The 25,344-nt window shown below is 62.6% G+C and carries 22 protein-coding genes and 2 tRNA genes; 4 read left to right on the top strand and 20 right to left on the bottom strand.

What is annotated here, in order from left to right:
• Positions 1-5 precede the first annotated feature (5 nt).
• The 4 genes from rsmD to thiL are packed head-to-tail and all read right to left on the bottom strand — an operon-like array spanning position 6 to position 4,966.
• Entirely contained in the window at positions 6-572 is a 567-nt protein-coding gene (gene rsmD, locus A477_RS0114155; protein WP_026005625.1) for a 16S rRNA (guanine(966)-N(2))-methyltransferase RsmD, read from the bottom strand.
• Between the two features lie 33 nt (positions 573-605).
• Positions 606-2,861, bottom strand: a complete 2,256-nt coding sequence (locus A477_RS0114150; protein WP_017199623.1) for an ATP-dependent DNA helicase RecG — start codon at positions 2,859-2,861, stop codon at positions 606-608.
• Positions 2,851-3,930, bottom strand: a complete 1,080-nt coding sequence (locus A477_RS0114145) for a DAK2 domain-containing protein (protein WP_017199622.1) — start codon at positions 3,928-3,930, stop codon at positions 2,851-2,853. The genes A477_RS0114150 and A477_RS0114145 overlap by 11 nt, the downstream gene beginning before the upstream one ends.
• A 22-nt stretch (positions 3,931-3,952) precedes the next feature.
• A complete protein-coding gene (gene thiL, locus A477_RS0114140; RefSeq protein WP_026005624.1) occupies positions 3,953-4,966 on the bottom strand; it encodes a thiamine-phosphate kinase in 1,014 nt (337 codons plus the stop codon).
• A 169-nt stretch (positions 4,967-5,135) separates the two neighbouring features.
• On the opposite strand from thiL, the gene A477_RS0114135 reads away from it, so the two are divergent.
• On the top strand, positions 5,136-5,645 hold the full coding sequence (locus tag A477_RS0114135; protein WP_017199620.1) for a DUF3515 domain-containing protein: 510 nt from the start codon (positions 5,136-5,138) through the stop codon (positions 5,643-5,645).
• Positions 5,646-5,649: 4 nt separating this feature from the next.
• Here the strand turns inward: A477_RS0114135 and A477_RS0114130 are convergent, their stop codons facing one another.
• From A477_RS0114130 to leuC, 6 genes are all read right to left on the bottom strand, one after another.
• The gene (locus A477_RS0114130; protein ID WP_017199619.1) at positions 5,650-6,786 is read right to left on the bottom strand and encodes a D-alanine--D-alanine ligase family protein; all 1,137 of its coding nucleotides are present in this window, start codon (positions 6,784-6,786) and stop codon (positions 5,650-5,652) included.
• Positions 6,786-7,838, bottom strand: coding sequence for an NAD(P)H-dependent glycerol-3-phosphate dehydrogenase (locus A477_RS0114125; RefSeq protein ID WP_017199618.1), 1,053 nt, complete (start codon positions 7,836-7,838; stop codon positions 6,786-6,788). The genes A477_RS0114130 and A477_RS0114125 overlap by 1 nt, the downstream gene beginning before the upstream one ends.
• Positions 7,835-8,608 carry a lysophospholipid acyltransferase family protein gene (locus tag A477_RS0114120; RefSeq protein ID WP_017199617.1) on the bottom strand — a complete coding sequence of 258 codons (774 nt, stop codon included), beginning with the start codon at positions 8,606-8,608 and terminating at the stop codon, positions 7,835-7,837. The genes A477_RS0114125 and A477_RS0114120 overlap by 4 nt, the downstream gene beginning before the upstream one ends.
• Positions 8,609-8,619: 11 nt before the next feature.
• Positions 8,620-9,945 (bottom strand): UDP-N-acetylglucosamine 1-carboxyvinyltransferase, encoded by a 1,326-nt coding sequence (gene murA, locus A477_RS0114115; RefSeq protein ID WP_017199616.1) that lies wholly within the window; start codon positions 9,943-9,945, stop codon positions 8,620-8,622.
• A 211-nt stretch (positions 9,946-10,156) separates the two neighbouring features.
• On the bottom strand, positions 10,157-10,762 hold the full coding sequence (leuD, locus tag A477_RS0114110) for a 3-isopropylmalate dehydratase small subunit (RefSeq protein ID WP_017199615.1): 606 nt from the start codon (positions 10,760-10,762) through the stop codon (positions 10,157-10,159).
• Between the two features lie 9 nt (positions 10,763-10,771).
• Positions 10,772-12,223 (bottom strand): 3-isopropylmalate dehydratase large subunit, encoded by a 1,452-nt coding sequence (gene leuC / locus A477_RS0114105; protein ID WP_017199614.1) that lies wholly within the window; start codon positions 12,221-12,223, stop codon positions 10,772-10,774.
• Positions 12,224-12,346: 123 nt separating this feature from the next.
• Between leuC and A477_RS0114095 the strand changes: the two genes are divergently transcribed.
• Complete coding sequence (locus A477_RS0114095; protein ID WP_014922101.1) at positions 12,347-13,066, top strand: IclR family transcriptional regulator; 720 nt, start codon at positions 12,347-12,349, stop codon at positions 13,064-13,066.
• Position 13,067: 1 nt separating this feature from the next.
• A complete protein-coding gene (locus A477_RS0114090; protein ID WP_026005623.1) occupies positions 13,068-13,604 on the top strand; it encodes a DUF1697 domain-containing protein in 537 nt (178 codons plus the stop codon).
• Between the two features lie 27 nt (positions 13,605-13,631).
• Here A477_RS0114090 and A477_RS0114085 read toward each other — a convergent pair whose 3' ends face one another.
• From A477_RS0114085 to A477_RS0114040, 10 genes are all read right to left on the bottom strand, one after another.
• Positions 13,632-15,251, bottom strand: coding sequence for a GTPase (locus A477_RS0114085; RefSeq protein WP_017199612.1), 1,620 nt, complete (start codon positions 15,249-15,251; stop codon positions 13,632-13,634).
• Entirely contained in the window at positions 15,248-17,029 is a 1,782-nt protein-coding gene (locus tag A477_RS0114080; protein ID WP_017199611.1) for a dynamin family protein, read from the bottom strand. Before A477_RS0114080 ends, A477_RS0114085 begins: the two co-directional genes overlap by 4 nt.
• 108 nt (positions 17,030-17,137) lie before the next feature.
• A tRNA-Glu gene (locus A477_RS0114075) sits at positions 17,138-17,210 on the bottom strand.
• 127 nt (positions 17,211-17,337) lie between these two features.
• Positions 17,338-17,409, bottom strand: a tRNA-Gln gene (locus A477_RS0114070).
• Between the two features lie 137 nt (positions 17,410-17,546).
• A complete protein-coding gene (locus tag A477_RS0114065) occupies positions 17,547-18,275 on the bottom strand; it encodes an HAD family hydrolase (RefSeq protein WP_017199610.1) in 729 nt (242 codons plus the stop codon).
• Between the two features lie 14 nt (positions 18,276-18,289).
• Positions 18,290-19,810 (bottom strand): glutamate--tRNA ligase, encoded by a 1,521-nt coding sequence (gene gltX / locus A477_RS0114060; RefSeq protein ID WP_017199609.1) that lies wholly within the window; start codon positions 19,808-19,810, stop codon positions 18,290-18,292.
• A 122-nt stretch (positions 19,811-19,932) separates the two neighbouring features.
• Positions 19,933-20,709 carry a fumarylacetoacetate hydrolase family protein gene (locus A477_RS0114055; protein ID WP_017199608.1) on the bottom strand — a complete coding sequence of 259 codons (777 nt, stop codon included), beginning with the start codon at positions 20,707-20,709 and terminating at the stop codon, positions 19,933-19,935.
• 23 nt (positions 20,710-20,732) lie between these two features.
• Positions 20,733-21,515 (bottom strand): MBL fold metallo-hydrolase, encoded by a 783-nt coding sequence (locus A477_RS0114050; RefSeq protein ID WP_017199607.1) that lies wholly within the window; start codon positions 21,513-21,515, stop codon positions 20,733-20,735.
• 224 nt (positions 21,516-21,739) lie between these two features.
• The gene (locus A477_RS0114045) at positions 21,740-22,852 is read right to left on the bottom strand and encodes a branched-chain amino acid aminotransferase (RefSeq protein WP_017199606.1); all 1,113 of its coding nucleotides are present in this window, start codon (positions 22,850-22,852) and stop codon (positions 21,740-21,742) included.
• Between the two features lie 120 nt (positions 22,853-22,972).
• Positions 22,973-24,025 carry a 3-isopropylmalate dehydrogenase gene (locus A477_RS0114040; protein ID WP_026005622.1) on the bottom strand — a complete coding sequence of 351 codons (1,053 nt, stop codon included), beginning with the start codon at positions 24,023-24,025 and terminating at the stop codon, positions 22,973-22,975.
• Positions 24,026-24,159: 134 nt separating this feature from the next.
• Between A477_RS0114040 and A477_RS0114035 the strand changes: the two genes are divergently transcribed.
• On the top strand, positions 24,160-25,344 hold the full coding sequence (locus tag A477_RS0114035; protein ID WP_026005621.1) for a sensor histidine kinase: 1,185 nt from the start codon (positions 24,160-24,162) through the stop codon (positions 25,342-25,344).

Below are 25,344 nucleotides of genomic sequence, written 5' to 3'. Positions count from 1 at the left end.
GTCGGCTAGGCCGGCTCAGCGAACCACAGCTTGGTTTCGCCATACTTCTTGTCGGCGAAACACTCCAAGGAATCGGGCCACGCAGGCTCAGGGCTCCGCGAACTTCGCTCCACCACCACAACGGCCGCATCGTCCAAATGCGGCCCCAACTTCGCGAGCACAGCACTCAAGGCAGGCTCGTCCAAGGGGTAGGGCGGATCAAGGAAGACGAGATCCCACATGTCCGCATCGACCGCACGCTCCAGGAATGATTCCACCTTGGAACGATGGACCGAGACCTTTTTCCCGCCCAGGAGTTGGTTCACCAGATCCGCATTGCGCTGGCAGACTTCGCTTGCCTTGGCATCGAACTCCACCAGATCCACAGTCCGGGCCCCTCGGCTGGCACTTTCGATGCCTAAGGATCCAGAGCCTGCATAAAGGTCCAGGACCCGGGCATCGTCAATGACTGCCAAGGACTCCAGGCGGGAGAAGAGCGCCTCCTTGACCCTGTCCGTGGTGGGACGCGTCGCCGTTCCCGGGACGCTGGCCAGCGGGTTCCCGCCACCGACCCCGGCGATGATCCGGCTCACAGGAATTCTCCATGAGCGCGCTTCCATGGACCTCTAACCGCGTTCAAGGAACGCCTCCTTCTCCGGGTTCAAATAATCATCCATTGCTGCGGCAAGTGCCGGCTGTTGTTGCAGGGCAGGGTCTTCCGACACCAGCCCTTGGGCGTCAGTCCGTGCGCGGGCAATGATGTCTTCGTGTTCAAGGACACGGAGCAACTTCAGGGTGGAGCGTCCGCCGGATTGCGAAGCTCCAAGAATGTCGCCTTCACGGCGGAGTTTCAAGTCCTCCTGGGACAGCTCAAAGCCGTCCGTTGTTGAAGCAACGGCATCAAGCCGGCGACGACTCGGGTGTCCGGGTTCCAGCGTTGTCACTAGCAGGCAAGTGCCGGGCAAACCTCCGCGGCCTACCCGCCCACGCAACTGGTGGAGCTGTGAGATTCCAAAGCGGTCGGCATCGAGAATCACCATGAGGGTGGCGTTGTGGACATCGACGCCCACCTCAATGACCGTGGTGGACACCAGCAGTTTGGTGTTGTTGGAGGCGAAGGAAGCCATCGTTTCTGACTTCACCTGCGGATCCTGCCGCCCATGGAGCGGCGCTACCGCAACGCCAGCCAGTGCAGGCTCCTGCAGGAGGCTTTCGACGACGGCGGTCACCGAGGCGAGTTCCCGTGCCGGGCCTTCGTCCGCCAGGTCGGCATCGCTGGGTTCCGCTTCGCCCGGACTGAAGTCGCCGTCGTCGTCGGAGCCGATCTTGGGGCACACCACATAAACCTGGTGGCCCGAATCGATTTCTTCGCGGGAACGCTTCCAAATGCGGTCCACCCAGCCGGGATTCTCCGCGAGCCCCACGACGTGAGTGGAAATCGGCGCACGCCCGGCCGGAAGCTCATCAAGGATGGAGGTCTCAAGGTCACCGAAAACCGTCATGGCCACCGTGCGGGGAATTGGTGTGGCTGTCATGACCAGCAAATGTGGAGGCCGCTGCGCCTTGGCCCGGAGGGCATCGCGCTGCTCCACACCAAAGCGGTGCTGCTCATCCACCACGATCAGCCCGAGGTCTTGGAAGCTGGTTTTATCGCTTAGCAAAGCGTGCGTGCCAATGACAATCCCCGCATTTCCGGAGGCCGCGTCCAGCATTGCTTGTTTCCGCGCAGCAGTGGGCATGGAACCGGTCAGGAGCGTCACTTGAACGGCTTCCTGGGTGGAATCGCCGCCCAGCATGCCGGCCCCGCCAAAGATATGGTCGCGAGCGAGCGCCCCCAACGTCTTCCGGATGGAGTGGAAATGCTGGGCCGCCAGGACCTCCGTGGGCGCCAGGAGTGCTGCCTGGCCACCTGCGTCCACTACCTGCAACATGGCCCGCAGTGCGACGATCGTCTTTCCCGAGCCCACTTCACCCTGCAGCAGCCGGTTCATGGGAGTGTCGCGCCCGAGCTCTTCAGCGAGCGTCTTTCCGACGGCGGATTGGCCGGCAGTCAGGGTAAAAGGCAGGTTTTGATCAAACTTAGTGAGCAAACCTCCCGCGCGCGGACGGCGCGCAGTGGCTTCTTCCGCAGCCAGCTGGGCACGCCGGCGCGCCAGGGCCGTTTGCAGCACCAGCGCTTCCTGGTATCGGAAGCGTTCCTGAGCGCGTTGCCAATCCTTGGCAATCCCGGGTGAATGGATCAAACGGTAGGCCTCAGCAACACTGAGCAGCCCGTCCCTTCGGACGATGCTTGCCGGCAGGGGGTCTTCCAAGGAATCAAGGTCCATGGTTTGGATCAGGGCAGTGATCACTTTATGGATGGACCAACTGGTCAGCTTGGCCGTTGCCGGATAAATGGGAATGGGCATGGCGGCAAGTTTTTCGGGATCCACCGAACCCTCGGCGTCAGGGTCCTCGTCCAGCAGAAGGAAGTCCGGATTGGTCAAGCCGAGGGCTCCGCCGTAGCGGGTCACCTTGCCTGAAAACATGGCCCGACGGCCGGCCAGGAGTTCCGCCTTTGCCCTAAACCCGTTGAAGAAGCTGACCTTCAACGTACCTGGAACACCGCTACCACCAGCCTCATCCGTCACCACCACGTCCGTGATCGAACCACGGCGGGCCCTCATCTGGCGGGTGCTGTTCGACAACACCCGGGCAATCAGCGTGACCTCCTCATCCAGCGGGAGCTTGCTGATGGGCGTTAACTCACCGCGGTTCAAGTATCTGCGAGGAAAGTAGTTCAGCAAGGCTCCGGCCGTTTTGAGGCCCAAGTGCTTGTCTATGACGGCCGCGGACCGCTTGCCAATCCTGCGTTCGAGGGGCAGGTCCAGCTCAGTATTCATGCCGTGACTGGCCTGAGACATTAAAAGCGTCATTGATGCTGGTGGACTCGCTGCCGGCCGGCTCCTGTGTGGGAGCCGGGTGCTGAACGTCATCACGGGGTATTGCCAACTGGCTTACCGCTATATCGGTCGGTTCTCCCAGCGAACGAATGAATGCCACGGCCGGCTCCGGGTCGGCGACGTGGACATGAACGCGCCAACGGTAGCTGATTTCCACACTGGATTCGTCGTCGTCATCATCAGTGCCTTGGGCACCGCCTACTTGGCTCATGATGACGGAATCACCCATCTCGTCCAGGCGTTGCCGGAGGATGGCCGCATTCAGGGGCGAGAGGTTGATGGTGCACATGACTTCCACGCCGTCATCGGCCGGCATGTGCTCATGGATGTGGGGATCCTGCAATTTGTAGCCGTGGAGGCCGTCTAGTAACTCCTCTTGGAGTTCCTCGCCCAGGACGGCGGCTCGGAGGCAATCCAGCACCAGCAGCATCCCCACGCCCCCTGCGTCCACAACGTGTGCTTCATGGAGTTGCGCGAGCTCATCCTCTGTCCGGACGACGGCCTGGTAGGCTGCCTCCACCACAGCGTCGAGCGAGAGTCCCAATGCATGGTTGCTGTCGTCGCCACTTTGGGATGCATCCACAGCTTGAGCGGCATGAGCGGCCGCTTCCAAAACCGAAAGCATGGTGCCTGCCACAGGTTCACTCAAGGCGGACCAGGCGCGGATCTGTGCCCTGTTCAGCGCAGTAGCCAGCAGGGGTGCGCTGAGTCGGGTTTTCCCGGCCAGGGGCTCGGCAGCGGCGCATAGGAATACCGCAAAGAGTGTGCCCGAATTGCCTCGGGCTTGCTCCATGGCTGCCTGCCCGGCACGGGACAGTACGGCGCCGACGTCGTTGCCGGTTTCAGTGGAGTCCGGCGCAGTTCCGCCAAGGGCAGCGACAGCTGCCCGAACAGTGAGATAAAGGTTGGTTCCGGTATCACCGTCCGCGACAGGGAAGATGTTGATCGCATTGAGACGGTCGCTGTGGTTGCCGAGGACCACCTCCGCCTTGCCGAGCCAACGTTTCATGGCGTGTGCATTCGCGGCGATCTTAGTCTGCAAAGTGATCCCATCCAACGGTGTCAGCAGTTTGCCCGGCAATCCGGACGCCACTGCCTGGCGGCTCGACAACGGCTTGCACCGAGCCTATCGCAGTGAAGCCCTGCGGCAGCTGAATTCCTGCCGGGAACGTAGCAAGCAAACCGTGGTCTTCTCCCCCGCCAAGCACCCACCGCATGGCTTCCCATCCCAGAAGGGCAGCTGCCGGCTCCAATGAGACTGCGTGAGTCTTCAAAGCAACGGGATCGAAATCGAGGACCACGTTGCTCGCTCCGGCCAAGCGGTTGCCATCCCTCAGCAAGCCATCGGAAATGTCCATCATGGCTGTAGCACCCGTACGCGCAGCCAGTGGTCCGGCGGCCAGTGGTGGTATTGGCCGGCATTGGTTGTCCACCAGGCTCCGCAACTCAGGAGCCAGGTTGTCAAACGGAATGTCGCTTTCCAGCAGCGCCCAGCCCGCCGCTGCCCTTCCCAGCGTCCCTGCAACCGCCACGACGTCCCCTGGTTTGGCACCGGACCTCAGCACTGGCGCCACGCCGGCAAGCGTTCCGACGACGGCGACGGTCACCGCCAGCTCGCGGCCCCTTCCAAGGTCCCCGCCGGCCACCGAGCAATCCGAAGCGCCCAAGCCAACAATTGCAGCAGTGAGCCCGTCAGCAAACGCTTCAACCCATTCGACGGGCGTTTCCGGCGGCATGGTGAGGCTTACCACGAGACTGGTGGCACTGCCGCCCATGGCGTTGATGTCACTGAGGTTCTGCGCTGCAGCCTTCCAGCCGACGTCGAATCCTGTGGTGCGGTAGCCGTTACGCCACTCAAGCCTGAAGTCCTGGTCCTGAGTTTGGGTGTCGATGGAGATGAGTGCCCTGCCATCCGGCGCTGCTATCAGGGCGGCGTCGTCACCGGGTCCCAGCAGGACTCCGGGGCTACGGTGAAGGCGCGGAAAAATCCGCGCGAGGAGCTCGGACTCCGACAGATGTTGGACGGTCAACGGTTCTTCTGGCACTGCTGTCAACTCTTCTCTTGGCACGGCGCCAGTGTCTACTCATGGCACCGCTCTACGCTATCGCGATCCACCGACAGAATAATGCGGCTCTCTGAACGGCAGTTCCAGCGGGATTGTGACCCGGGCAACGCGAATCTGCCTGCCAGCGCTTGCGGGATAGGCTGGATAAATGCACCGAAAGACCCTTCCCCGGACCGCCCTGGCTATCGCCGTGGCCTCCGCATCCGTGACGGCTTTGGCGGCCTGCGCACCAGCCGTGGACGTCACTGCAGCCTCCGACGCAGCCAATCCTGCCTGCGCGCCAATGATGGTGGCGCTGCCGGACCAGATCGGAGATGCTGCCCTCCGCAAAACCAACAGCCAGGCGACAGCTGCCTGGGGAGATCCCTCGCAGGTCATTCTCCGATGCGGAGTGAATGTTCCCGGACCTACGACGGACCGTTGTGTGAGCGTCAACGACATCGACTGGGTCATCAAGGAAGGCGATCCCGTTTACACCCTGACCACGTTCGGCCGCGAACCAGCCACGGAGATCCTGATAGATCCCGTCAAGCTGGAGGCGGCCAACATCAGTTCAGCAACTGTCCTGACTGAGTTGGCAGCCGCGGTTGGCAAGATCAAGGCAACCGGAAAGTGCGTGGGCCAGGAAGATCTGCAGAACCTGCCGTCCTCGCAGTAGTGCTTTAGCGCAGCCCCGTCTTCCGGGTCAGCGCCAGATGGATCAGTTCGTCGATCAAGTCCCCGTAAGCCAGCCCTGATGCCGCCCACATCTGCGGGTACATGCTCTTGGGCGTGAAGCCTGGCATGGTGTTGATCTCATTGATGATCAATTCACCGGCCGGGGTGTAGAAGAAATCCACACGACTGAGGCCTTCCGCTCCCACGGCATCGAAAGCGACGGCGGCGAGTTCACGCACGCGTGCGATTGCCTCGTCGGGCATGTCAGCCGGGCAACTCAGGGCTGCGGCACCGTCCTCAACGTACTTGGCAGCAAAGTCATAGAACTGGTGCTCACCGGCTGCCACCGCAATCTCACCCGGCATGGAAGTACGGGGCGCGGCCGTGCCGCGGCCCTGAAGGACAGCACACTCGATCTCCCGGCCCACGATGCCGGCTTCAATGACCAGCTTCAGGTCATGGCGGCGGGCTTCCTCGATGGCAGCGTCCAGTCCTTCGATCGAGTCGACCTTGGAGATACCCATGGACGAACCCGCGCGGGCAGGCTTGACGAACACAGGGTATCCGAGCTTGTCCACCCGCTTACGGACAGCCTCGGCGTCCGTGGTCCATTCGCGGTCTGTGACGGCTACGTACGGTCCGACGCTCAGTCCGGCGGATTCAAACACCACCTTCATGTAATGCTTGTCCATCCCCACGGCCGAGGCCAGCACCCCTGCGCCGACATAGCGCGTGTCTGACAGCTCCAAGAGGCCTTGGATGGTGCCGTCTTCGCCCCATGGCCCATGAAGCAGGGGGAAGACGACGTCCACGGAACCCAGTTCCTGGGGAACGGCGTTGGGTTCGGTCACGATGAGTTGATGCTCACCACCCACTTCAGCCAAGGTCACGGTCCTGCCCGACGGCGCCACCTCGGGAAGCGCTGCCGAGCTCAAGGACCAGTCGCTGGTGTCGCCCGAGGCGAGTACCCACTGCCCTGATTTGGCGATGCCAATCGGTATGACCTCGTATTTGTTCTTGTCGATCGCCCCCATGACGCCAGCTGCTGTGACACAGCTGACGGCATGCTCGCTGGAGCGCCCCCCGAAGAGGATCGCTACACGGGGGCGGCCCGTCAAAGGGGTGGATTGGTCAGTCACCATCAGTAGTCGCCTTCGGACTTCAGTGCCCGGGCCAACAGTCGTGGCCCCAGGTCATCAACGGACATTCTGCCTTCAAGCACCGCCACGACGGCAGCCGTAATGGGCATTTCAACATTCAACTTGCCGGCCAGCTCGTGCACAGCGGGGCCGGATTTGATGCCCTCTGCAGTTTGCGTCATCTGTTCGGCCACTTGCTCAAGGCTGAGGCCTTCACCAAGCAACCTGCCAGCGGTGTGGTTACGCGAGAGGGCTGAAGAGCAGGTGGCCACGAGATCGCCGAGTCCGGCAAGACCAGCCATGGTGTGGGCTTCTCCACCCAGGGCAAGCGCAAGCCGGGACGTCTCAGCGAGTCCGCGCGTGATCACCGAAGCTTTTGTGTTGTCGCCCATCTGCCGGCCTTCGCAAATGCCCACAGCAAGCGCAATCACATTCTTCACGATCCCGCCGATTTCCACCCCCACAACATCAGTGCTGGTGTACGGCCGGAAGTAGGGCGCCGTGCAGCACAGCGCTATGGCAGCAGCAGTTTCTGCGTCACTGCAGGCAACAACTGACGCTGTTGGTTGCTCCCTGGCGATTTCCATGGCCAGGTTGGGACCCGATACTACTGCCACCCGGGGAGCGGGGAGACCCAACTCCTGGGCAATGACTTCGCTCATCCGGGCGTCCGTGCCCAGTTCCAGGCCCTTCATCAGGGATACGACCACGGCGTCGGGCGCAAGGAAGGCCTTCCACTCCCCGAGCTGCGGCCGAAGCGACTGGGCAGGCACGGCGAGGACCACCAGGGTGGCATCCTTGAGCACCTCCTCCACATCCGTGGACGCTGTTACCGATGGTGGAAGCTCAATGTCTTTGAGGTACTGCTCATTGCGGTGGGAAGAGTTGATCTGCTCCACGACTTCCGCCCGGCGACCCCAGATCCGGATACTACGTTCAGATCCGGTCGCCGTCGCGGCATCGGCCAGCACCTTCGCAAACGTGGTTCCCCATGAACCCGCACCCAAAACGGCAACGATGTCCGGTGTGGAGACGTTCATTTCCACTGGAGTCATTTCCCGTCCTCCCCTTCGCTGGCATCAGGAGAACCGCCCTGAATGAAGCGGCCGTGCTTGGACTGTTTGTGGACAGCCGGATCCCAGCGCTCAGCAGGGGCAGGTTCACCTCGAAGGGTTTCAAGGAGCTCCGTGATGGCAGCCATGATGACTTCAGTGGCCGCAGTCAGCGTTGCGCGGTCCAGCGGCCGTTCACTGAAGGCACTGAGATCAACGGGCTTGCCAACAAGTACGCGGACAGTCTTGCGAGGGAAGATGTGGAACCGTTTGGCATACCGCGGGAAAACTTCCTGGGCACCCCAATGGGCCATGGGCACCACAGGGGCTCCGGTCTGCAGGGCAAGTCTGGCGGCCCCGGTGTGGCCCTTCATCGGCCAAAGATCGGGGTCGCGGGTGAGAGTGCCTTCAGGGTAGATGATGATGGCACCACCGGCGTCCACCACCTCTTTGGCGACTTGAAGCGAGCGGTTCGCACCCGCCGTCGAGCGTTCAACCGGAATCTGCCTGGTGGCGTGCAGTAGTGCACCCAGCACGGGGACCTTGAAAAGGCCCGTCTTCGCCAGGAAGTGCGGCGGCCGCTTCTGGTTGTAGACCATGTGTCCGATGACGATGGGGTCGATCTCCGTGCAGTGGTTTGGTACTGCGATGAAGCCGCCGGGCGGAAGGTTCTCCACACCTTCCCACTTTTTGGCCATCAGGATGTTCATCAATGGACGAGCCAGGCCAGCCAGCAGCATGAACGTTGCACGGCTCTTGGCCGATTCCTTCAAAGGAGCCCCCGCTACTTGGTGGTGGTGATATCGAAATCGGCGCCCAGCCCGGCCAGCTTCTCGGTAAAGCGCTCGTAACCGCGGTTGATGATGTCGATGCCCGTAACGCGTGATGTGCCCGTAGCAGCCAGCGCTGCGATGAGGTGGCTGAAACCACCCCGGAGGTCGGGGATGTCAATATCGGTGCCCCTGAGCGGAGTGGGGCCCGAAATCACTGCCGAGTGCAGGAAGTTCCGCTGCCCGAACCGGCAGGGAACACTACCCAGGCACTCTCGGTGTACTTGGATGTTCGCACCCATCCGGGCAAGGGCTTCCGTGAATCCGAAGCGGTTCTCGTAGACAGTCTCGTGGACGATGGAAACGCCCTCGGCCTGTGTCAGGGCAACCACCAGCGGCTGCTGCCAGTCCGTCATGAAGCCCGGGTGGACATCCGTCTCCAGGACGAGCGGGGAGAGCTTACCGCCCTGGTGGTAGAAGCGGATACCGTCGTCGCCGATGTCCATGCCGCCACCAACTTTGCGGTAGGTATTCAGGAACGTCATCATGTCGCGTTGCGAAGCACCCTCAACAAAAATATCGCCACGGGTAACCAATGCAGCAGAGGCCCAGGAAGCGGATTCGTTGCGGTCCGGGAGTGCCCGGTGGTTGTAGCCCCGAAGGTCCTTGACGCCCTCAATCCGGATGGTCCGGTCAGTCTGGACGCTGATGATGGCGCCCATCTTCTGCAGGACCGCAATGAGGTCGATGATCTCAGGTTCCGTAGCCGCGCCGATGAGTTCGGTGATGCCCTCGGCACGCGTTGCGCTCAGGAGCACCTGCTCGGTGGCCCCAACCGATGGATACGGCAGCGAGATTTTGGCTCCATGCAGACCGTTCGGGGCAGAAATGTGGATGCCGCCGGGGCGCTTTTCCACCACGGCACCGAATTGCCGCAGGACATTCAGGTGATAGTCGATGGGCCTGTCGCCGATCTTGCAGCCACCCAGATCCGGGATGAAGGCCTCGCCGATCGCATGAATCAGCGGTCCGCACAGAAGGATGGGAATCCGCGAATCGCCTGCGTGCGCATCAATGGCCGTACTGGAGGCAGTCTTTGCATCTTTGGGATCCAAGGTGAGGTCGCCCGAAACCGGATCCTTCACAACGGTCACGCCGTGCAGCTGCAACAGGCTGGTAACAACCTCGACGTCCTTGATTTCCGGCACGTTCCTCAGCACTGATGGTTCGCTGCCCAGCAACGCCGCCACCATGGCCTTGGGCACCAGGTTCTTGGCACCGCGAACGGTCACTCGCCCGGTCAACGGGACGCCACCGCGGATTGTCAGAACACTACTCATCTATACCGGTTTCCTCACGACTACTCGCCCCCCAAACTTACAAAGGCTCCAGCTAAGCATAGAAGCTCGCTTTACCGATCCGAAATGGAACCGCCCGACACCCCACGTATCCGGCTTCCGTTGCCCGCGAACGAAAAAGGACCGGCAGGCGCTCCCGAGGGAGGCCTCCCGGTCCTTTATCCGCTGGGTTGCGGCCTGGTATGGGGGGCTATCAGGCATCAACTTTCGCCGGAAGCGTCTTCGGCTTGAAGGAGGGGCGCGTGGCCTCGTAGGCCGTGATGTCCGACTCATGCTGAAGGGTCAGGCCGATGTCATCGAGGCCTTCCAGGAGGCGCCAACGGGTGTAGTCGTCAATCTCGAACGGCGCCACCACGTTACCGCACTCAACCGTCTTGGAGACCAGGTCCACCTTGACCTCGGTGCCTGGATGGTTTTCCAGCACTTTCCAGATCAGTTCAATGTCATCCTGAGCCACCTGGGCCGCCAACAGTCCCTGCTTACCGGAGTTGCCGCGGAAAATATCGGCGAACCGGGAGGACAGAACGGCTTTGAAACCATAGTCCTTCAACGCCCATACAGCGTGCTCCCGGGATGACCCGGTACCGAAATCAGGGCCGGCCACCAGCACGGAGCCGGCATTGAACGGTGCCTGGTTCAGGATGAAGGACTCGTCCTTCCGCCATGCAGCGAACAAGGCGTCTTCGAAGCCAGTGCGCGTGATGCGCTTGAGGTACACAGCTGGGATGATCTGATCGGTGTCCACGTTGCTCTGGCGCAGTGGAACGCCGATGCCGGTGTGGGTAGTGAATGCTTCCATGGGATCCTCCTAGACTGCGATTCCGGTCAGTGTGCCTGCGGCTGCGGACTCGAGGTCCGACGGCGAACTCAGCGTGCCCCGGACAGCTGTAGCCGCCGCCACGACAGGCGAGACCAGGTGCGTGCGGCCGCCCTTGCCCTGGCGACCCTCAAAGTTGCGGTTGGATGTTGAGGCACACCGCTCGCCCGGTTCCAACTGGTCCGGATTCATGCCCAAGCACATGGAGCAACCGGCGAAACGCCATTCTGCGCCGAATTCCTTGAAGACCTTGTCCAGGCCTTCCGCTTCTGCCTCCAGGCGGACACGGGCTGAACCCGGTACCACCAACATGCGGACTTTGGGGTCCTTTTCGCGGCCCCGAATGATGTCGGCAGCAGCGCGCAGATCCTCGATGCGTGAATTGGTGCAGGATCCCAGGAAGACGGTATCCACGCGGATGTCCTTCATGGGGGTGCCGGCTTCCAAGCCCATGTACTGCAAGGCGCGCTCGGCGGCTGCCTTGGCATTCTCGTCGCCGAAATCCTCCGGTGACGGTACCTTGGCGGACAGCGACACACCCTGGCCCGGGTTGGTTCCCCAGGTCACGAACGGCTCCAGGGTATCGGCGTCAAGGTCAACTTCGACGTCGAAGCTCGCGTCGGCGTCCGTGTTGAGCGTGTTCCAGTACTCGACGGCGGCGTCCCAGTCGGCGCCTTCCGGCGCGTGGGGGCGGCCCTGCATGTAGTCGTACGTGGTCTGGTCCGGAGCCACCATGCCGGCGCGGGCACCAGCTTCGATGGACATGTTGCAAATGGTCATACGGGCGTCCATCGACAGTGCGCGGATAGCAGAACCACGGTATTCGAGAACATATCCCTGACCGCCGCCTGTCCCGATCTTGGCGATGACGGCAAGAATGATGTCTTTGGCGGTGACGCCTGGACGCAGGGTGCCTTCAACATTGATGGCCATGGTCTTGAACGGCTTCAAAGACAGGGTTTGGGTGGCCATGACGTGCTCCACCTCGGACGTGCCGATACCCATGGCCAACGCACCAAAGGCGCCGTGCGTTGAGGTGTGCGAGTCGCCGCAGACTACTGTCATGCCCGGCTGGGTCAGTCCCAGCTGCGGCCCCACGACGTGCACGATCCCCTGTTCCTTGTCACCGAGGGAGTGCAGCCGGACGCCGAATTCCTTGCAGTTGGCGCGCAGGGTCTCAATCTGCGTGCGGCTGGTCAGGTCCGCGATTGGCTTGTCGATGTCCAGCGTGGGAGTGTTGTGGTCCTCCGTAGCGATGGTCAGGTCGACGCGTCGCAGCTGCCGGCCGGCCAGGCGCAGGCCCTCGAACGCCTGGGGGGACGTCACTTCATGGACGAGGTGCAGGTCGATGAAGAGAAGGTCTGGCTGGGCATTGGCTCCTTCGCCCTCACCCTTGCGCACTACATGCGCGTCCCAGACTTTCTCGGCCAGTGTCTTTCCCACGGCCTTGCTCCCTTCACTGCGGTTGGTTTGTTGCGTTGTTCTTGTTCCACTGAAGCAGCACCGCCGCAAAATAGGCCAGCGAAACAACTTGCATCTCAGATATTGAGACGGCAATATCATTACATGGACAATTCTAGTGGAGTCGGTGTCATTGATAAAGCGGCCCAAGTACTCGATGCCCTTGAGGCAGGGCCCACGACTCTCGCGCAACTTGTAGCGGCCACGGGGCTTGCCCGGCCCACAGTTCACCGGCTCGCGCTGGCCCTGGTTCACCATCGTCTGGTGAGCCGGGACATCCAAGGACGCTTCGTCCTTGGCAGCCGGTTAGTGGAGCTCGCATCCGCCGCCGGTGAAGACCGACTGATTGCCTCCGCGGGCCCCGTGCTCATTCAACTCCGGGACGCCACAGGCGAAAGTGCGCAAATCTTCCGCCGCCAAGGCGACTGGCGTGTCTGCGTGGCGTCCGCCGAACGTCCCATCGGCTTGCGGGACACCATCCCGGTGGGCACCCAACTCTCCATGAAGGCAGGCTCCGCCGCTCAGGTCTTGCTGGCATGGGAAGACCACGACCGCCTCCTCGAAGGGCTGCAAAACGCCCGCTTTACCCCCACCGTCCTTGCAGGCGTACGACGCCGGGGCTGGGGCCAGAGTCTCGGCGAACGGGAGCCTGGGGTCGCCTCGGTTTCAGCGCCTGTGCGGGGACCGTCCGGTCGGGTCATCGCCGCAGTGTCGATTTCGGGCCCGATTGAACGCCTCACCCGGCAACCGGGCCGCCTTCACGCCGAGGTAGTTTGTAACGCCGCCCGGGTTTTGACCGAAGCGCTGCGCAAGAACAATGACTAGCCTGAGTACCTACGCTGTATTCCTCCGCGGCGTCAATGTGGGCGGCATCAACATCAGGATGGCCGATCTCGCATCAGCCCTCAAGGACTACCCGTTTACCAAGGTCAAGACGCTGCTAGCCAGCGGAAATGTGGTGCTGCAGAGTGAACTCAGCGCCAAGGACGTCAAGGCGCAGTTCGAGAAGTGCCTACGGGAGACCTTTGGCTACGATGCCTGGGTGGTTGTCCTTACTGCCGCACGGGTAGCGGAATTGGTGGACGCGTGCCCGTACCCGGCGGACGACAAAACCACGCACAGCTACATCACCCTCACCTCCGATACGGCCATGCTCGATGAACTCTTTCAGGCAGGCGAAGCGCTGGACGGCGTGGAACAAGTGCGGCTGGGCGCGGAAGCCTCCGCGTGGCTGGCTCCCGCCGGCGGGACGCTGGACAGCCCCTTCAGCAAGCTCTCGGCCAAGGCACGCTACAAAGCCAGCACGACTACAAGGAACCTGCGCACACTCATCAAAGTCAGGGACGCTGCTGCAGCCCTCTAAGTTGCACGGCCTGCAAGCTCCACGGCCCTAGCTGGAGCGGGCGGCCTTCAACGCCGCGTTGAACGCTTTCAAGCGCGTGATTTCCACTTCGACAGGCTCCACTATCCGTTGCTCGGCAACTGCTGCCACGGCGGTCTTCAAACGCTTCGCTGCCCCCGATGCCCTGACCCGGGCAGCCCAGCCTCCAAGAATCCTTCCAGTGATGGCAAGGACGATTCCCAGCACCACTCCCCCGGCAACCATCAGCGTAGGCCAGGGCCACCCCTCCGTTCGCGGGACCTCGGGCACTGGCATTTGGAAGTAGCCGAGCACGGCCAACACACCCAGCCACCCAAGGCCGCCTACTGCGAGCAGAAGCGCAATCCATTGAAGGGTATTGAATAGGATCCACCACAGGGGGCGCTTGCCCGCCTTCAAGTCGGTGCCTGCAATAGCTTGATCCAGCGCGTCAGGCAGCTGTTCCCGACCGTCCCTTGCCACGCTGCGAATGGCTGCACGCCAAGGACCAGGGGCGCCGCCGGAAGCCTCATCAACAAAGTCCCTGACGGCGGCGTCCGTCCGCGCCCGCTCCGGCGCACCCGCGGGAGGCAGCGATGTGCGGCTCAATTCAGGCGTGGTATCAGCCCTACCCAGGTTAAGCCTCCGCAATGGGTCGGGTCGGAAACGCAACAGCCACCGGGTGACCGGCCACCCTGTCCTCTTGGCCGACTCCCTCATGAAAGATCGCTGCACGGCATCCACCACCACCGGCACGTTTGCCGCCGTCGAGAGTTCAGACGCCAGGCGGGCCTTCGCACTTCCCTTGATTCCACGGGCTTCGCCCTCGCCGGAGGCCCGGGCAAGTTCCGCCGCGGCCTTGGAGACGTCTGCTGATAGGCGCTGTGTTGTTGCCTGCCGTTGGACCACGACGTTCCGAATGGCCCCGCGGAGAGTCTGCACGCCGTCGCCCGTTAGCGCTGATGCGCTCAGCACCTGGACCTTGCCCAGTCCATCCCGCGCCAGGATCCCTTCCAAGGACTCCATGACCGCGGACGCGTCGGCCGCACTGAGTTTGTCCACCTGGTTCAGGACAACCAGCGTGACGGCACCGTGGGAGGCCATGGGGCGAAGGAAGTCGTTGTGCACCGCAGCGTCGGCGTACTTTTGCGGGTCCAGGACCCACACCAAGACATCCACCATGCCCACCATGCGCTGAACAATCTCCCGGTTTTCCACCCTGGTGGAATCGAAGTCCGGCAAGTCCAGCAGCACCAGGCCGCTGTTCTCGTCGGCGAGCCCGGGAACCGACGGAAGGGCATGCCGCTCCTTGACGTCCAGCCAATCAAGCAAAGGGCCGCTGCCTTCTTCGCCCCAGATGCCCGCCAAAGGTGCAGACGTTGTGGGACGCCGCGCAGTGGCAGTCGCGAGCTCGCTGCCTGATACTGCATTGAACAACGACGATTTTCCGCTACCCGTCGCCCCGAAGAACCCCACCACGGTGTGCCCTGCAGACAATGACCGCCGCGAGGTTGCCCGCTCCAAAACGTCATACACAGACTGCAGATCCGGGTCCGGCAGGACGCCCTCAGCCAGTTCCCTGGCAGTGTTGAGCGATTCAAGCCTGCGCTGCAGTTGGGACGACTCGCGGACCTGGCCGTGGCGGCTCATGCGGCCCCTGCCAGGCGGCGCAAGGCTTGGGCATGCCGGGCGAGGTCGTCTCCGGAGTTCGGATGGGCCGCTTCAAGGCGGTCCAGGAACCGTTGCCTCTCGTCGTCCAGGAGCCGTTGGCACTGTGTGTGCAGATCGTCCCTGGCCTGCTGGGCCAAGCGACGTACTGCGTCCTCGCCGAACACGGCTTCCAGCAACTTCTGTCCAACGACGGCCGTTCCGCCTGCAATACCGATCTCCAAGCCACTCAAGCCGGCGGTCATGGAGAACACCACCACCATAAGCGCAGCTCCGAGCCCGTTGACGCCGAAGGACAACCACCGGGCCTGGGTGCGTTTCCCCTGGCCCTGTGTGCGGATCATCTCCATCAGTCCTTCCTGCCAGGAACGAATAGCTGCTGCGGCCTTCGCATCGAAACCCTCACTGGTGCCCGAAAGATCTTCGGAGCCAAGAAGTTCCCGACCAGCAGGGTCCGAACGCCAGCGCCTGTCCACGTTTTCGGCCGCGTTAGCGGCTTCGTCCAGGATCACCGCCTGCAACCCGGTCTCGATCGCGGTTTCAACCTTCACAGCGGGAGCGGGCTCGCCTCGGAAGAAGGCCCCTACACGGTCCCGCATCCGGCCGATGTTCTGCTCAAGTGCCCGGAAGAACTCCCCTGTTCCCACGAAGTCCTGCCACCGGGCCAACACTTCACCGCGGAGCAACGCCCCGTCCTTGGTGGCCTCCAGAATGCGTGAGAGAGCTTGCTCATACTCTGCAACGCACGTTCCCTGGAGGTTGTGGGCAGCTGCATCCTGGGCCGCAGCGGCACCCGCGATTCCCTCCATCCGGATGCCGACGGCTTTCACCGCGCCGTTCAGTGTCCGCCTGGCCACCTCCGCACGTCCGGCTGCATCGGCTGCCAAAGCACCCAGCCACTGACGCAAGCCAATGATGGACGCCTCAGGAAGCATGCCCAGTTCATCCAACGCACTCTCCGGAACGACGAAGAGCTTCGCATCCGCCAGCCCCTGCCGGTCAAGCATTGCCTGGAGATCAGTGCTGACTTCATCCTCCGCAGCCGCGGGCACACGGTCCAGGACCACCGCTACGGTGATGTCCCGCGAAGCTGCGTCCAAGAGCAGGCGCCACGGTACGGCGTCGGCATAGCGGTTTGCCGTGGTGACAAACACCCAGAGGTCAGCGGCAGCAAGCAGCTGACCGGCGAGCCGGCGGTTGTCATCGGAGATGGAGTCGACGTCAGGTGCGTCCAGCAGGGCGATGCCTTGGGGCACTGACTCGTGTCCCACCAGTACCAAAGACGTGATGGCCTGCGCGTCCGGAGCGGCCCCTGCCTGATGCGCCGGCAGTGGGCTCGCAGATACGGTGCCACGGATACGGTCCAGGTTGGGAAGTATCCGGTGGCCTTCAAACCACCCGGCGTCCACAGGATGATGCAGGAGGATGGGCTGGCGGGTGGTGGGCCTGATAGCACCGGCACGGGTCACCGGGTAGCCGATCAACGCGTTGACCAACGTGGATTTGCCTGCGCCGGTGGAGCCGCCTACGACGGCCAGCAGCGGAGCGTCGAGGCTGCGGTAGCGGGGAATGACGTAGTCGTCGAGCTGCGCCAGGGACTCACGGATCCACTGGCGGGCTTCCCGGACCTCCGGCACCGCGAGCGGAAGGGTTGTGGCCGCGAGTTCCGCGCGGGCAGCTTCCAAGGCCTCGACGGCGGTTGCCGCACCTTGGGCAACTTGGGTAGCCCGGGGCGTTGTCTCATCATCATTTGCGGTCACAGCATCATCATGCCAGCCCGATCCCCCTCACAGGTGCGGCGCAGGCACAGACGGCGGAAATGGGGAAAAAGAAATCCCCCGGAACCGTGGTTCCGGGGGATTTGTTTGTGACCCCAGCGGGATTCGAACCCGCGTTACCGCCGTGAGAGGGCGGCGTACTAGGCCGCTATACGATGGGGCCTTGCACTTTTTGTCACCGTTTCCGGCGATCAAGCTGAATGAGTATTTCATACTTTCAGCTACGCTCCAAATCGACTCAGCGACCTGAAACTTCTGAATTTCCAGCGTCTTTACGCGGATTTTCAGAGCTGGGATACCAGGACTCGAACCTAGAATGACGGTACCAGAAACCGTAGTGTTGCCAATTACACCATATCCCAAAGTGGCTTTCGGACCGGAGTTCAGCGCTTTGGTTTCCCTCAGCTTTTCCCTCCGTGCCCCTCAGCACGAGTAATGACTCTACCGGAGTCTTGCCACCTGCACAAATCGGAAAGCCGTTACCTGCATCACACGGTTCTTACGCAGGGGTAGCCGCCCTGACCAGCAACCGCGACAGTGAGTCCACCTGGCGGCCGGTGAACTCCTCCACCACCTCTGCCGTCCTGTTGAGCCACACACCAATCAGTCCCGCTGCCGTTGCGCCGTCGGCATCAAGCAACCTGTTATCACCCACATAGAGGGTCTCGCCTGGAAGGGTGCCCAGCAGGCGCACGCCCTCGAGGTAGATCGCCGGATCCGGCTTGGGCACACCTACCGTGTCCGTGCCCACGAGGACCTTGATCCTTGAGAGGCCTGCGCCATCCAGCTTGGCCCGCTGGTAATCATGCACATTGTTGCTGACCGCACCGTAGGGAATGCCAGCGGCATCAAGTGCGTCCAGTACGCCTTCTACATCGTCAAAAGCCCGGACGTACGCCGTTTGGCGTTGATGATACTCGGCTACCCACGCCTGCGACTCCTCGCCGTCCTGAAGCTCCACACCAAAGTGGCCCAAAGCGGCCCTGCCACGCAGCAGCCTCTGCTCGTTGAACGTCAACTCTCCGGCCAGGTATCGGTCGTAGAAGTGCGTGGTTTCGTGGGTAAAGATGCGCCCGAACTTCACCCACCCGGCCTGGTCCAGGCCGGGCAGGAGATGCTCACTGACATCGCGGAGCGCTGTTGTCATGGCGTACTCAAGGTCCACCAAGGTGTCATCAATGTCGAAGAGGACACCGCGGATGGTGCCGAAAGTACTTGAGATAGCCATGACTGCTTCCGTTGCTAGCCGCGGAAGGCGCGGACGCGGGCCAGCGAGGAATCCTTGCCGAGAATCACCATCGACTCGAAAAGCGGCGGTGAAATGCGGCGTCCTGAGATGGCAGTGCGCACAGGACCGAACGCCGCACGCGGCTTGATACCCAGGTCCTCAACCAAAGCCTGCTTGAGCGCGGTCTGGATGTTCTCTGCCGTCCACTCCCCGATGGGCTCCAGCGCTGCCAGGGCAGCATCCAGTACTTCTTCCAGGTTCTGCGGGAGACCCTTGCGGGCATCCTCCGCAACATCGATGGCATCATCGGCCTTGAAGAGGAAAGCCAGCATCTCGGGAGCTTCTCCCAGCAGGGTGATACGTTCCTGGACCAGAGGAGCTGCTTCAGCGAGGATTTCCTCCTGCCGCGGAGTCAGGATTTCCCCCACGAAGCCGGCAGCACGGAGGTAGGGAACCAGACGTTCTTTGAAATCTTCAGGCGCGAGCATCCGCACATGCGTTCCGTTGATGGCCTCGGCCTTCTTGATATCGAAACGGGCGGGGTTGCCCAGGACATCATGGATGTCGAAGTTAGCCACGAGCTGCTCCACGGTGAAGATGTCCTCGTCCGCGCTCAGCGACCAGCCAAGCAGGGACAGGTAGTTGAGCAGGCCTTCGGGGATGAACCCTCGCTCACGGTGAAGGAAGAGGCTCGACTCCGGGTCGCGCTTGGAAAGCTTCTTGTTGCCCTGGCCCATGACATAGGGAAGATGGCCGAATTCCGGCATGTACTCGGCCACGCCAATGGCGTAGAGCGCACGGTATAACGCAATCTGACGCGGAGTGGAGCTCAGGAGGTCCTCGCCACGCAGGACATGGGTGATTCCCATGAGGGCATCATCCACCGGGTTGACCAGCGTGTAGAGCGGGGCACCATTGGCGCGGACGACGGCAAAGTCGGGAACCGAGCCTGCCTTGAAGGTAATCTCGCCCCTGACGAGGTCGTTGAATGTCAGGTCCTCGTCCGGCATACGGAGACGCAGGACAGCTTCGCGGCCCTCGGCCTTGAACTGCGCCAGCTGTTCATCCGTCAGGTGCCGGTCGAAGCCGTCATAGCCCAGCTTCGGGTCGCGGCCGGCTGCCTTGTGGCGGGCCTCGATCTCCTCCGGGGTCGAGTAGGACTCGTAGACGTGTCCCCCGGCCTTGAGCTTGGCGATGACGTCCTGGTAGATATCGCCACGCTGCGACTGCCGGTATGGCTCGTGCGGTCCGCCAACCTCTACGCCCTCATCCCAATTGATGCCCAGCCACTTGAGCGCATCCAACAGCTGGTGGTAGCTCTCTTCGCTGTCGCGGGCGGAGTCCGTGTCCTCGATGCGGAAAATCAGCTTGCCGCCGGTATGGCGTGCATAGGCCCAGTTGAACAGGGCGGTGCGGATCAGGCCAACGTGCGGTGTTCCCGTCGGTGACGGGCAAAAACGGACGCGGACCGGAGTCTCGGCGTTGACGGCAGGAATGGCGCTGGAGGCAGCGTTCGACGCAGAAGCAGTAGTCATAGTGGTTCCAACTTTACCGCTTGGCGTTGCCTTGGGTTCCCGTATGGAAACGCTCGACGGCGGCACGCACCTTTCGTGCGAAAGGTGCGTGCCGCCGTCGAGGTTTAGGCCAGGCTGGGCGCCTAGCGGCGAACCACCGGGTTGGAAAGCCTGCCGATGCCTTCGATTTCCACCTCAAAGCGGTCGCCCTCGCTGACCAGGCCGACGCCGGCCGGGGTGCCGGTCATGATGACGTCGCCCGGGAGCAGGGTAAAGGCGTGCGAAACGATCGAGACGAGCTCGCGGACGCCCCGGATCATCTGGCTGGTGCTGCCGTCCTGGCGGAGCTCACCGTTAAGGCGTCCTTGGATGGACAGGTCTTCGTGGTCGAGCTCGGTTTCGATCCACGGGCCGAGCGGAGCCGAGGTATCGAAGCCCTTGGCGCGGGCCCACTGGAGGTCGGTCCTTTGGACGTCGCGGGCAGTGAGGTCGTTGCCGCAGGTGTAGCCGAAGATAACATCATCCGCGCGGTCCTCGGGAACGTCCTTGCAAATGCGGCCGATGACTACGCAGAGCTCAGCTTCGAAGGAAACTTCCTCCGAGAACTCAGGAAGGATGATGGGATCGTTCGGACCGATGACTGAGGTGTTGGGCTTGAGGAAGAGCAGCGGTTGCTGCGGAACCTCGTTGCCGAGCTCGGCGGCGTGCTCGGCGAAGTTCCGGCCAACGCCAATAACCTTGCTGCGGGGAATGATCGGGGCGAGGAGCCGCACGTCCTCCAGCTTGTGCTTCACATGGGTACGTTCGACGCCGTTGAAGAAGGGGTCGCCGTTGATGACAGTGATTTCCTCACTGCCGGGCTCGCCTTCAACAACGCCGTATAGGGGATCAGAATCAACTACAAACCGGGCGATACGCATGGGCTCAAGCCTACAGTCCGGGTTTAGCTTCGGAGGTAATCCAACTGGGCTGCAACGGAAGTCTCCGCTGCCCACCTGACGGATGGGTCGACGTCGGGATAAACGGCATCCGTGACCGCAGCGATGGATGCATCCGTACCGAGGTGTTTCAAAGCCGTCCGGATTTGGTCGAGCCGTTGCTCACGGTGAGCGCGGTACTCACGGCATTTTTCGTCCAGGGCCGGGAGCACGGGCCCATGCGCGGGCAGCAGAGTTGCGGGTCCCATCGCTTCCAGCCTGTCCAAGCTTGCAAGGTAGTCGCCCAACCGACCATCCGGGTAATCCAACACAGTGGTTCCGCGGCCCAGAATCGTATCGCCGGTAAGAACGGATCCGCTGGGGCCGTCATCCGGGAGATGGAAGCAGACGGAGTCCGAGGTGTGACCCGGGGTGGCCACCACGCGGATCTCCACGCCGCCCGCCGTCAAGACCTCGCCGTCCATCAGCGGTTCGCCGCCATGGCAATGCTCCGGCAATGCGGCACGGACAGGCGCCCCGGTGATCTGGTGAAAACGCGCTGACGCCTCAGTGTGGTCCGCGTGCCGGTGCGTAATGAGAACTACGTCCACAACACCTGCCGATGCCAACGCAGCCAAATGTTGTTCGTCTTCAGGGCCCGGGTCCACCACCGCTACATAAGGGGATCCAAGGGCGCCGATGACGTACGAGTTAGTGCCGTCCAGGCTCATTGGGCCCGGGTTGGGGGCCAACCGGAAGCGGGTGAGTTCGCTGCTGCGTTGCAAGGAGCTGTCATTGGACGTCGCCATTGATTCTGAAGTCACTGTCCCATCTTGGCACTGAACCAACCCTCACTCATATCCCCTCACCGAGGCACCGCCGTCGCCGATCGAGTTCCACCCACCGCGACGTGAGAGAGCGTCCGGCTCAAACCCCAAGGAGGTGAGAGAGCGTCCGGGGAAGCAGAACGGCGGCCCTTCCGCTTGTTTCCACGTGGAAGGGCCGCCGTCGTGCGTTCTGTTGAGCCGAAGACTTAGACCAGGCGGGTCAGCCAGCCGTGGGTGTCCTCGACGGTTCCGGTCTGGATGCCCAGGAGCTGCTGGCGGATGGCCATGGTGGTTTCCCCGGCTGTCGCGTCCTCGGAGCCGATGAATTCGGTGGCGTCCTTGAGCACACCGATCGGCGTGATCACGGCTGCGGTGCCGCAAGCGAAGACTTCGGTGATCTCGCCGGAAGCCACGCCGTCGCGCCATTCGTCCAGGGTGATCTTGCGCTCGGTGACTTCACGGCCCATGTCCTTGGCCACCTGAATAACGGACATGCGGGTGACACCTTCAAGGATGGTGCCGCTGAGGGCCGGGGTCACCAAGGAGCCATCCTTCATCACGAAGAACACATTCATGCCACCGAGTTCTTCCACGGCGTCGTCGTTGAAGTGGTCCAGGAACAATACCTGCTTGCATCCGTTGGCTTCGGCTTCCTGCTGTGCGATCAGTGAAGCTGCGTAGTTTCCGCCGCATTTGGCTGCACCGGTTCCGCCACGGCCTGCGCGGGCGTATTCGCGGGAGATCCAGATGGAAACGGGCTTGAGCTCGCCGCCGAAGTAGTTGCCGGCAGGGGAAGCGATGACGCGGAAGGACACTTCGCGGGCGGCGCGAACACCCAGGAAGGCCTCCGTGGCGATCATGAACGGTCGCAGGTAGAGGGCTTCGCCGTCTCCGGAAGGAACCCATTCCTTGTCGGCCTGCACGAGTTCGCGGATGGCACCCAGGAAGTATTCCTCGGGCAGTTCCGGGAGGGCGAGGCGACGCGCGGACTTGTTCAACCGTGCTGCGTTGGCTTCGGGCCGGAAGGTCCAGACGGAACCGTCAGCGTGACGGTAGGCCTTGAGGCCCTCGAAGATTTCCTGGCCGTAGTGCAGGACAGCCGCCGACGGGTCCAGGGAGATGGGTCCGTAGGGCTCGATCCGGGCATTCTGCCAACCGCCATTGCCATCGGCGTCAACTTTGTAGTCGACGACGGCGGTGTGGTCGGTGAAGTAGTCGCCGAAGCCTGGGTTCGCCAGGACGGCTGCACGCTCCTCAGCAGACTTCGGGGTTTCCGAAAGCTGCTGGCTGAATTCGACGCCATGGGCAGTCTGAGTCATGTTTCCTCCACAGTCAGCTACCTGGCAGGGCGAACCGGGCCCCAAAAAAGGGTGTGGTTCAGCGATGGACCAGGGAAGCAGGTAAATAATTCAACACAAGCTTACGCCTGAGAAATGGGCCTAAAGTGCGGCCGCAATGGCATCGCCAATAGCAGCCGTGCTGCGTGGCTCACCGGTGCGGCTTTCGACGTCGGCGACTACTGCCGCTTCGATCTTTCGGGCCGCCGTGGTGTAGCCAAGGTGGTCCAGGAGGAGCACTGCGGAGAGGATGGCCGCGGTGGGATCGGCTTTCTGCTGTCCGGCGATGTCCGGGGCTGAGCCGTGGACGGGCTCGAACATGGACGGTGCGGTGCGGTCCATGTTGATGTTGCCCGATGCCGCCAGGCCGATGCCGCCGGTGATGGCAGCGGCGAGGTCGGTGAGGATGTCGCCGAACAGGTTGTCGGTGACGATGACATCAAAGCGGGAGGGGTCGGTCACCATGAAGATGGTGGCGGCGTCAATGTGGAGGTAGTCGTGGGTTACCTCGGGGAATTCCCGGGCCACGGCCTCGACCGTGCGCTTCCACAAGTGCCCGGCGAAGACCAGCACATTGTGCTTGTGAACGAGCGTGACGTGCTTGCGCGGACGCTCGTTGGCGCGGCGGAAGGCATCGCGGACGACGCGCTCCACACCGTGAGCTGTGTTGAGGGAGACTTCCGTGGCCACTTCGTGGGGCGTTCCACCGCGCAGGGTGCCACCGTTGCCCACATAGGGACCTTCGGTACCTTCGCGGACCACAATGAAATCGATGGTTCCGGGGTTTGCCAAGGGGCTGCCGACGGTGCCGTACAAGCGGGACGGGCGCAGGTTCACGTAGTGGTCCAGGCTGAAGCGGAGCTTGAGCAGCATCTCGCGTTCGATAATTCCGGAAGGGATGCGGGTATCACCCGGGGCTGCGCCCACTGCTCCGAAGAGGATGGCATCACGCGTTCGGAGGTCGTCCAGGACCTCGTCCGGGAGGGTCTCGCCCGTCTCAAGCCAGTGCTGGGCGCCAAGCTTGTAGTTGGTCAACTCGAGGGCAACGCCTTCGGCGGCGACAGCCTTTTCGAGGACCTTGACGGCTTCGGCGATGACCTCAGGGCCAATGCCGTCGCCAGGGATGACAGCGAGATTGATGGACGTTGCACTCATAGCTCTATCTAGCCAAGCAATCCACATGCTGGTCAAAATCGTCTCACTCTTCGAACACTGGCTGCCTGCGACCTGGGCCGGACTCAGACCACGGCATGATGCCCGCGCGGGGAGCGAGCACATAGAGTCATAGCGTGGATAGAAGGCACGAGATATACGAATGGTTCCGGATCAACCGCTTTAAAGTTGATATGACGGCCACGTGCCTCCTCATCCTCCTCTTTGGTCCCGTATATCTGGTCGCGGACCGGCCTTGGCTATTCCTCTTGTCCTGCAGCCTCCTGCTTCCCCTCGCATGGCGACGCACCCGCCCGGCCGTTGCGGCCGGCGTCGTGATCCTGGTGTGCCTCATCCAGTGGGCGGTGGGTGCCGAACCTGTAGCCGGACAAATAGCCGTCCCGCTTGTCATCTACGCGACGGCTGCTTATGGCCCCGCGTGGGCGAGCCGGACGGTTCTTCTGGCCGGACTGTTGGGCGGAGTCATGCTCACCACCCGGCTCTTCTCAACTACAGCTGAGTCCGGCATCCTGGGCCTCACCATCGGCGCGCTCTATACCGTGCTGATATGGATGCTGGTGCTGGTGAGCTGGACGCTGGGCGACCTCACCCGAGTACGGCGGTTACAGCTTCAGGCCCTTGAGGATCGCACGCGGAGGCTTGAAGTGGAGCAGATGCAGGAGCGGAAACTGGCCGCCGCCGATGAGCGTTCCCACATTGCCCGGGAAATGCACGACATCGTGGCGCATTCGCTGTCCGTCATCATCACCCAGGCCGACGGGGCCCGTTATGCGGCGGCCGCCAAACCCGAACTCGCAACCGAGGCGTTGGCCACCATTGCGGCCACGGGCCGGGACTCGCTGGGCGAGATGCGAAGACTGCTGGGCGTCCTCCGCTCCGACGACGATTCCCCCACACGTCCTCAACCCCGGCTTTCCGACCTGGACGAACTCCTGCTCGGCTTCCGCGCCGCCACACTGCAGGTGGCTTTCGAACAGACCGGTGTGCCTCGCAGGGCCCTGCCAGCAGGCGCGGAACTCACGGCATATCGAATCATCCAGGAAGCCCTGACCAACGTCATGAAGCACGCAGGACCGAAGGCGACGGCGAGTGTCACCCTGACGTGGCTGGCCCGCGGCCTGCAACTGGACATCGTCGACGACGGCCGGGGCGCCGCTGCTGATCCCCCCACGGCAGGGGGCGGTAATGGACTCGTGGGAATGGGTGAGCGCGTCTCCCTCTACGATGGTTCCTTGACCGCGGGACCTGAACAAGGCGGCGGTTTCCGTGTGTCCGCATTTATCCCGTATTCGGAGGCCTGA

Origin of the sequence: Arthrobacter sp. M2012083 (assembly GCF_000281065.1) — a bacterium.
GTDB lineage: Bacteria > Actinomycetota > Actinomycetes > Actinomycetales > Micrococcaceae > Arthrobacter.
The sequence above is the reverse complement of the archived record's forward strand: the minus strand, read 5'-3'. Positions and strand labels throughout refer to the sequence as shown.

Bases quoted from the DNA above. Each gene is read 5' to 3' on its own strand.
- A477_RS0114150 (WP_017199623.1), bottom strand. From the start codon at position 2,861: ATGAATACTGAGCTGGACCTGCCCCTCGAACGCAGGATTGGCAAGCGG.
- A477_RS0114145 (WP_017199622.1), bottom strand. From the start codon at position 3,930: ATGAAACGTTGGCTCGGCAAGGCGGAGGTGGTCCTCGGCAACCACAGC.
- A477_RS0114135 (WP_017199620.1), top strand. From the start codon at position 5,136: ATGCACCGAAAGACCCTTCCCCGGACCGCCCTGGCTATCGCCGTGGCC.
- A477_RS0114130 (WP_017199619.1), bottom strand. From the start codon at position 6,786: ATGGTGACTGACCAATCCACCCCTTTGACGGGCCGCCCCCGTGTAGCG.
- A477_RS0114125 (WP_017199618.1), bottom strand. From the start codon at position 7,838: ATGACTCCAGTGGAAATGAACGTCTCCACACCGGACATCGTTGCCGTT.
- murA (WP_017199616.1), bottom strand. From the start codon at position 9,945: ATGAGTAGTGTTCTGACAATCCGCGGTGGCGTCCCGTTGACCGGGCGA.
- leuD (WP_017199615.1), bottom strand. From the start codon at position 10,762: ATGGAAGCATTCACTACCCACACCGGCATCGGCGTTCCACTGCGCCAG.
- A477_RS0114095 (WP_014922101.1), top strand. From the start codon at position 12,347: ATGGACAATTCTAGTGGAGTCGGTGTCATTGATAAAGCGGCCCAAGTA.
- A477_RS0114085 (WP_017199612.1), bottom strand. From the start codon at position 15,251: ATGAGCCGCCACGGCCAGGTCCGCGAGTCGTCCCAACTGCAGCGCAGG.
- A477_RS0114065 (WP_017199610.1), bottom strand. From the start codon at position 18,275: ATGGCTATCTCAAGTACTTTCGGCACCATCCGCGGTGTCCTCTTCGAC.
- gltX (WP_017199609.1), bottom strand. From the start codon at position 19,810: ATGACTACTGCTTCTGCGTCGAACGCTGCCTCCAGCGCCATTCCTGCC.
- A477_RS0114055 (WP_017199608.1), bottom strand. From the start codon at position 20,709: ATGCGTATCGCCCGGTTTGTAGTTGATTCTGATCCCCTATACGGCGTT.
- A477_RS0114050 (WP_017199607.1), bottom strand. From the start codon at position 21,515: ATGGCGACGTCCAATGACAGCTCCTTGCAACGCAGCAGCGAACTCACC.
- A477_RS0114045 (WP_017199606.1), bottom strand. From the start codon at position 22,852: ATGACTCAGACTGCCCATGGCGTCGAATTCAGCCAGCAGCTTTCGGAA.
- A477_RS0114040 (WP_026005622.1), bottom strand. From the start codon at position 24,025: ATGAGTGCAACGTCCATCAATCTCGCTGTCATCCCTGGCGACGGCATT.